We start from the raw sequence: 6,749 nt of genomic DNA on the forward strand, positions 1-6,749 counted from the left end.
GCTCGCGATACGCAGACCGTCCAATGTGACCTCGTCGCGGCCAAGGACTCTTATCCTGATTGTCGCGCTGATCTCACCCAGATTGTCGCGCTATATCTGGGCGTCGGCCAATCGCGACGAGGGGTATTCGGTGATCCCGAGGCCTTCCGGCTCGACCGCGATCCGGGTCTGAACCTGCTTTACGGAGCCGGCATCCATGTCTGCCCGGGCGCGCCTCTCGCCCGCCTCGAACTCCGGCTCATCATCGACCACCTCCTCGCCGCCACGCAAGAGATCGCGCCGATAGCGGGCAAGCCGCCGGTCCGCGACGTCTACCCAGGCAGCGGTTTTCGACAGCTCCCGCTGCGGGTGGTGCGGCGCGCGGCCCGATAGCGCACTTGGTCCCACAACGCGAGGATCAGGGGAGATTGCCCCGGACATGGGGCATTCCCGCGCCCGTACCACAACGCGTCGTCGCACAACCGAGGTGATAATCGGGTTCCGGCACGGAACATGCGGCCTTTCCGCCGGTTCCCCGCATGGAGTGCTAAGCAACACGAGGTATCCTCATGCGTGTCTTGATGACGAGTGTGGCGCTTTGCGCCTTGATGACACCCCTGCCGGTGGCGGCACAATCGACAAGCACCACCTCCGACAGCGACGTCTACCGCAACGACCTGCCCGAAACTCACGACGGTATCGAACTGCCCGAAGTGGGCGCAGCGGCGAACGGGATGGCTGCCGACCTGGAGCAGGCATACCTGACCGCCGCGGCGAGTGCCTTTGCCTTGCAGCAATACGGCAACATGGCGGCGATGAAATACGCAGACGGCACTGTCCGGGATCTGGGCGACCGTATGATCCTTCTCGGCGAGGCAGTCCTGGACCGACTCGACGTGCCGGGCGATCAGCGCGACGGTTCCCCGCTCCTGAGCGCATATGTGCGGGCCGACCTGGAGGTTCTCAAGGCGTTGAACGGCGAGCAATTCGACCAGGTCTTCGCGGCATGGGTGACGACGGTCTATCCCTCCATCGTAGACGCGTGGTCGTATCTGGGCGAGGACGCGCGCTTTGCCGATCTCGCCGGCGCAGTGAAACCCCGCCTCGAGGACCAGATGGCGGCGGCACGCTCGGTGCTCCAGGGGGCATCGGCAGCGCAAGTCCCGTCAGGCGATGACTCGACAGGCGATAATACGGAAGCCATCGGTGCCGAAGGCCAGACTGGCGAGCGGCAGCACACCCCGCAGACCGAGCAGCCCAACGTTCAGACCGGCGAGAACTATCAGCACGAGCAGGTCGAGACGGATCCGCAGACGGCAACACGCACCTTGCCTGATGATGTCGGGCAGCCCGAAACGGCCGCGGCCGCCGGAGAGCTTGGCATCGTCAACCCCGCGATCGTGTTCGCGCTGATCGAGGAGCCATCGACCGAGCTTGCGCAACTAAAGCGAGCGCCGGATTTCTCGGCAGACAATACGCGAGTCGTTTCTCTCGACGAGTATCTGCAGGAGTCGGAGCTGAGGACGCTGGATGAAATGCTTTCAGCGCACCAGTCCAACGTGGACACGGTCCGCGGAGCTATGGCCGGGCATCAAGTGGTGGAAGAAGCCCTCAGCCGAACCGGCGCGTCGCTCGACCGCCTCGTCGCGTTCGACGTGCTGGACGAAGGCATCGTACTTTACACGCGCAGCGCGCAGTGACCCAGGAGGCGCACCTCCGGAGCTTCCGTCTTCAGACCGACGGCGAAAATTGAAAAATCTGATGCACCCCGCCGTGCGCTTCGGCGGGGTCGTTAACTCCTCCGCAGCCCCGGCCTGTAATTGGGGCCTGCCGCCGCGCGACCGGCCACAGCGTCAACGGGCTTGGCGGCGGCCACCCAACACAAAATGAAGGGCCGCGGCCACAAATACCGCGCCGAAGGCTGCAAGTGCGACCCGCATCGGCTCTCCGAGTTCCGCGATCGCGCTTGGATCGGCCAGTCCCGCCGAGGTCAGGAGCATGGCGCCGAGCCCCACCGCGAACAGCGCGAAGAGCGCCGCGGCTGAGGTCAGGAGGATGGCTTGGGCGTGCCTGGAAAACATCGTCTGGGTCCTTCCGATTGTCCTTTTTCCCACACCGCGAACATAGATCCCTTGCCGACCGGCCGACAGGCGGATCAGTGCGGAAGGACCATCAAGACACTGAAAATGTGCGGGAAGTTTGCGCTGGCGCAAACTGGCTTCGACCGGTCTGGCTGCGCTATCGCGCCCACCGGCACCCGCAGAAGGCGAAAGGTTGCGCAGGCGCAAAGAAGGCGGGCGGCGCCTCTTGCAGAGTTCCGAGGCCCAAGTGCCGGAGGAGTGTCTGATGCAATCGCCGTCCCTGGATGCGCCCGACCTGGCGCTGTGCGATCTCATGGACAGGTGGCCCGAGACGATCGCGGTCTTCCTGCGCTACAGGATGCTCTGCGTCGGCTGCGTGATCGGTCGGTTCCATACCGTGACCGACGCCTGCCGGGAGCATGACGTCGACGAGGCCGAATTCCGTGCGGCCTTGGCCGCCACCGTCCGCACCTGACGCGACGCGAAGGCCCCGTTGGACCACCCGGCTGCCGGCCACGGCCGGCACCGGGCCTGCGTTCTCTTCACCTTTCCCACCTAACACGCGGGGCTGACCGGCTGCGCAGGCGCGCGCCCGCCGTCGCGCCGGCAATTCAGTTGGACCAAGGTACGCGCCCCCCTTCATGCCGCGCATCCGGCTCGACACCTCGCTCAAAATATGACGCGAGAATCGTCAGCAGGTTGATCGAGCGCAAAGTCCGCCGCCGCGCGAGAGCCCATATGGAGGGGGACAGACACGCATGACGAAAGGACAATATCATGCTTCGCACGATCGCTCTCGCCGCCGCTTTCGGTGCTCTCGCCATCAGCGCGCAGGCCGCGACCTACGAGGTCCAGATGCTCAACCGCGGCGCCGACGGCATGATGGTGTTCGAGCCCGCCTACATCAAGGTCGAGCCGGGCGACACCGTGACCTTCGTGCCGACCGACAAGAGCCACAACGCCGAGACCATCCCGGACATGCTGCCCGCCGGGGCCGAGCCCTTCGCCGGCGCGATCAACAAGGAGGTCAGCGTGACCTTCACCGAAGAGGGGATCTATGGCGTCAAGTGCAAGCCGCACTACGCGATGGGCATGGTGGCCGTGGTTCAGGTCGGTGACGTGGGCGACATCGAGGCCGCCAAGGCGGTGAAGCATCCCGGTCAGGCCACCAAGCGGATGGACGCCGCGCTCGCCCAAGTTGAATGAGGCGTTCGGGGGGGCGCCCACGCGCCGCCCAATGAAGAGACAAAAGGCACGACGGGCCGCCCTTCCTCAGGGCGGCCCTTTGCGTTCCGCGCTGCGCTTTTGCTGGCGTTGCAGGTCAGGGCCGGACGACTTCAGACGTCGCGCAGGGCCGGCGTTCTTTCAGGCTTTCGCGCCCTTAGGGCGGCCCAGCAACCGTGGGGCGTAAAGGGCCAGCGCAAGAAGCATCGCGACGCTCCACACGATGCCCCCGGTCGCGGCGGCGGCGCCCAGCAGGTCCGGCGCGACCAGTGGCACGCCGCCGCGCAGAAGCGCCGCAAGGCTTATCAGCGCCAGAACAATGCCGTCTTTCCAGTCGCCCCGCTGCGCCTCGCGCGCCTGCGCCCGGATGAGACGCAAAGCGATCACGAGAGTCAGCGACCCCACCGCGCCGACCAGGATCAGGTGCAACGCGTCGCCAGGCGCGCCTCCTGCCCCGAACTGCAAGGCGGAATAGGCCAGAAGCCCGATCGCCAGCCAGCCGAATCCGGCATGCAACCCCCACAGAAGCGGGTCGGACAGCACGTCGCGATCCCACCAGTGCCACAGCCGGTATGCCTGCAGAAGGCCAAGCGCCCCCGCTGCCGCACCGGCGGCGGCTGCGGCCCCCGAAACCTCTGCAAGAACGAGCATGGCGGTCACCGCCACACTTGCCCACTCGGTCCGCGCAAGGCTCAAACCCGGGCCGCGGCGGGTGGCGGCCCGCGTGTGGCCGGGCACCAGACGCCCCCCCACGACCACAAGCAACGCCGCCGCCAGCATCGCGGCCGTCCGCAGCGCTTCGAACGCGGCGGCCGGCTCGAGGAACATCCACGCATTCGCCACCGTCAGCGCGCCCACGACGCAGGCGATCCCGAGCGACATGAACTTCCTGCCCGACCAGAGCGCGGGCCTGCGCAGCGCAAGCAGGAGCGGCAGGAACGACAGGTCCACCAGCGCGGACAGGACCGGCAGCGCGTCCCAGTGCAGCAGCAGCCGTGCGGCAATCCACAGTGCCGCCAGCACAAGGATGCGCGGCCCCCGGTCGCCCACCGTCAGAAATCCCGCGACCATGGCCGCGAGATAGCCGTAGATCATCTCGTGCCCGTGCCACAGCACGCTTGCCCCCGGAAGGATGCCGGCGTGCCGCAGCTGCCAGATCGGAATCCACAGCGCCGCGAAACTCAGCGCCAGCGGAAAGAAGATGCGCGCCCCTCGAAGCTCGCGCCACGCGGCACTCATCCTGCGGCCGAAGACAGTTCTTCGCTGAGGCCGTCGCGGGTCAGCGCGTGGACCGTTACGCCGGCGTGGACTCTCAGCGTCCGGCGGATGTCGTCGGTCGACATCTGCACGAAGGCCGTGGAAAGCGCGTCCGCGACCGTCGCCTCGGGCGCCAAGACCGAGACGCTGGGGCGGGCCTCGGCCGGCTGACCGGTGCGCGGGTCGAAGATGTGGTGAAAGCGCCCGGCGCGGTCGAAGGCGAAACCGCTCGGCGCCGACGTGGCCAGCGCGCCGTCAAGATCGACCTTGCGCAGCGGCGCACCACCCGCCGGGTCGGCTAATGCCGCCCGCCACGGGGTGCCGTCCGGATGCTCGCCGGATGCGCGCGCCTCGCCCAGATCGACGAGAACGTCCGCAAAGCCCTCGCTCCGCAGAAGCTCGGCGATCCGATCGGTCACGTAGCCCTGCGCGATCCCGTTCGGGGTCAGCGCCATCCCGGGTCGGGCGAACGCGATCCGATCCGGCTCTACCAGCACCGCCTCCTGCCCCACGAGCGCCAGTGCGGCGGCCAGCGCACTGCCGGCCGGTCCGTCCACTGGAACCGGCTGCTGCGAGAAATGCGCGGCATGAAGCTGCCAGAGCGGCTGCACGGTCATGTCGAAGATACCGCCCGTCGTACGGTGGAGGTGCCGCGCGGAATCGAGCAGCCGAACAAGGTCGAAGGGCGGCGAGTGAATAGCGCCCTCGCGGTTCAGCGTGCTCACGGCCGAGTCCGGACGATAGAGGCTGAAAATGCGCTCGAGCCGGCCGATCTCGGCGATGCAGCGCTGGATGGCGGCCTCGGCGGTGCGACTGTCGGGATGGTATAGCCGCAGGCTGGCGCGCGCGCCAAGGGCGGTGCCGGTCCAGACGTGGAGCCCGTCGGTGCCGGCCACAGCAGGCAGGGCGGCCACGCCCGCCGCCGCCGCGGTGATGCCGATGAACCGGCGGCGATGCAGTTTCGAATGCATGATCAGCCTCCTCATTCCGTGTCCGTGGCCATGTTCGACATGCCCCCGTGGTCCATCTGCATCGGCTCAGCCGTGGCACCCAGGACGTAGTCCTCGGGCACCGCGTCGAAGGCCACGACCTCGCCCCCGTGCTCGGCCGCGAAGGCCGTCGCGGCGTCCTCGGTGCCGAAGGGAACGGGCTCTTCGGCGCCCATGCCGCCGCGCATCGCGCTGCCGATCACGAAATGCGCTTCGCGCGCCTCGATCCAGACACCGGGGCCGGGATCGGCCCATGTCTGCGCGCGTGCCATGTCGGTCACGTAGATCGCGGTGATGTCGCGCGGCTCCTCGGGCAGCAGGTGGAACGCGAAGGCATCGCGCACGGACGAGAACCAGACGGGATCCTCGCTGCTTTCCAGCAGGATCTGCGCCTTCGGGCCCTCGTGATCGGTGACGATCATGTGGTCGTAGTGGCTGATCTCGCTACCAGTCAGCTCCTGCGGCGGGGGTGGCGGCGTGGCCTCGTCCTCGTCGCAGGCGGCAAGAAGGCCGACAGACAGAAGGGCGATGGCAATGAAACGGACAGTCATAGCTGCCTCCTCTTGAAGAGCGCGCTGGCCAGCGCGAGCGGCAAGACGATCCAGCAGCCGAGCGCCAGCAGAAGGACCGGCGCGCCGAGGCTGGCGTCGGCGGCAAGGCCGGACATGCCGGCGAACATGCTGGCATCGGCCGAGCCCGCGAGGTTCAGCAACCGGTAGACGTCGGCCGGGTTCAACAGCAGCAGCACGTTCAGGACCGTCGGCGTGATCGTCGCACCCTGGTCGACGACCAGCGCACCCAGCAGGATCATGTCGTAGACCAGCGCGAAGAGCAGCCAGAGGCCCACTGCGATACCGGCCGCGACGCCGCGTTCGCGGGCCAGCGCGCTGACCGCGTAGCCGATGGCCAGGAACGCCGCCCCCAGCGCGATCGAGTTGCCAATCATGCGGGCGAAGGCGACCCATCCCTCGCCGAGACCGCCGGCGAGCAGACCCAGAGCAAGCCCCGCCGCGCCGTAACCGATCGTGGTCGCGATCGTCAGGATCACAAGGTGACCCAGGAACTTGCCCAGGATGATCTGCCAGCGCGCGACGGGGTAGCTGAGCAGCAGCAGAAGCGTGCCACGCTCGGCCTCGCCCACCACGGCGTCGTGCGACAGCAGCAGCGCGATCAGCGGGATCAGAAAGATCGTCAGGCTGGACAGGCTGACGATCATCAC

General features: G+C 67.6%; 8 protein-coding genes and 1 pseudogene. 4 read left to right on the top strand and 5 right to left on the bottom strand.

Annotated elements, in window-relative coordinates:
• A pseudogene (locus BLW27_RS21390) lies at positions 1 to 372 on the top strand (hypothetical protein); the annotation flags it as partial.
• 176 nt (positions 373 to 548) lie between these two features.
• Positions 549 to 1,679 (top strand): DUF305 domain-containing protein, encoded by a 1,131-nt coding sequence (locus BLW27_RS20160; protein ID WP_089886490.1) that lies wholly within the window; start codon positions 549 to 551, stop codon positions 1,677 to 1,679.
• 153 nt (positions 1,680 to 1,832) lie between these two features.
• On the opposite strand, the gene BLW27_RS20165 is transcribed toward BLW27_RS20160, so the two are convergent.
• A complete protein-coding gene (locus BLW27_RS20165) occupies positions 1,833 to 2,060 on the bottom strand; it encodes a hypothetical protein (RefSeq protein ID WP_089886492.1) in 228 nt (75 codons plus the stop codon).
• 265 nt (positions 2,061 to 2,325) lie between these two features.
• Between BLW27_RS20165 and BLW27_RS20170 the strand changes: the two genes are divergently transcribed.
• Together BLW27_RS20170 and BLW27_RS20175 are read left to right on the top strand one after the other, a co-directional pair.
• The gene (locus BLW27_RS20170; RefSeq protein ID WP_089886494.1) at positions 2,326 to 2,535 is read left to right on the top strand and encodes a DUF1858 domain-containing protein; all 210 of its coding nucleotides are present in this window, start codon (positions 2,326 to 2,328) and stop codon (positions 2,533 to 2,535) included.
• Between the two features lie 302 nt (positions 2,536 to 2,837).
• Positions 2,838 to 3,266 (top strand): pseudoazurin, encoded by a 429-nt coding sequence (locus BLW27_RS20175; RefSeq protein ID WP_089886495.1) that lies wholly within the window; start codon positions 2,838 to 2,840, stop codon positions 3,264 to 3,266.
• 159 nt (positions 3,267 to 3,425) lie between these two features.
• Here BLW27_RS20175 and BLW27_RS20180 read toward each other — a convergent pair whose 3' ends face one another.
• The 4 genes from BLW27_RS20180 to BLW27_RS20195 all read right to left on the bottom strand — a co-directional run.
• Positions 3,426 to 4,523: an NnrS family protein gene (locus BLW27_RS20180; protein ID WP_089886498.1), complete on the bottom strand. Its 1,098-nt coding sequence runs from the start codon at positions 4,521 to 4,523 to the stop codon at positions 3,426 to 3,428.
• The gene (locus tag BLW27_RS20185; protein ID WP_089886500.1) at positions 4,520 to 5,512 is read right to left on the bottom strand and encodes an FAD:protein FMN transferase; all 993 of its coding nucleotides are present in this window, start codon (positions 5,510 to 5,512) and stop codon (positions 4,520 to 4,522) included. Before BLW27_RS20185 ends, BLW27_RS20180 begins: the two co-directional genes overlap by 4 nt.
• A gap of 11 nt (positions 5,513 to 5,523) precedes the next feature.
• Positions 5,524 to 6,081, bottom strand: coding sequence for a nitrous oxide reductase accessory protein NosL (locus BLW27_RS20190; protein WP_089886502.1), 558 nt, complete (start codon positions 6,079 to 6,081; stop codon positions 5,524 to 5,526).
• A partial coding sequence (locus tag BLW27_RS20195) for an ABC transporter permease subunit (protein WP_089886504.1) occupies positions 6,078 to 6,749 on the bottom strand: 672 nt, incomplete at its 5' end. The genes BLW27_RS20190 and BLW27_RS20195, both read right to left, overlap by 4 nt.

The organism is Citreimonas salinaria, assembly GCF_900107235.1.
Classification (GTDB): Bacteria; Pseudomonadota; Alphaproteobacteria; order Rhodobacterales; family Rhodobacteraceae; genus Citreimonas; species Citreimonas salinaria.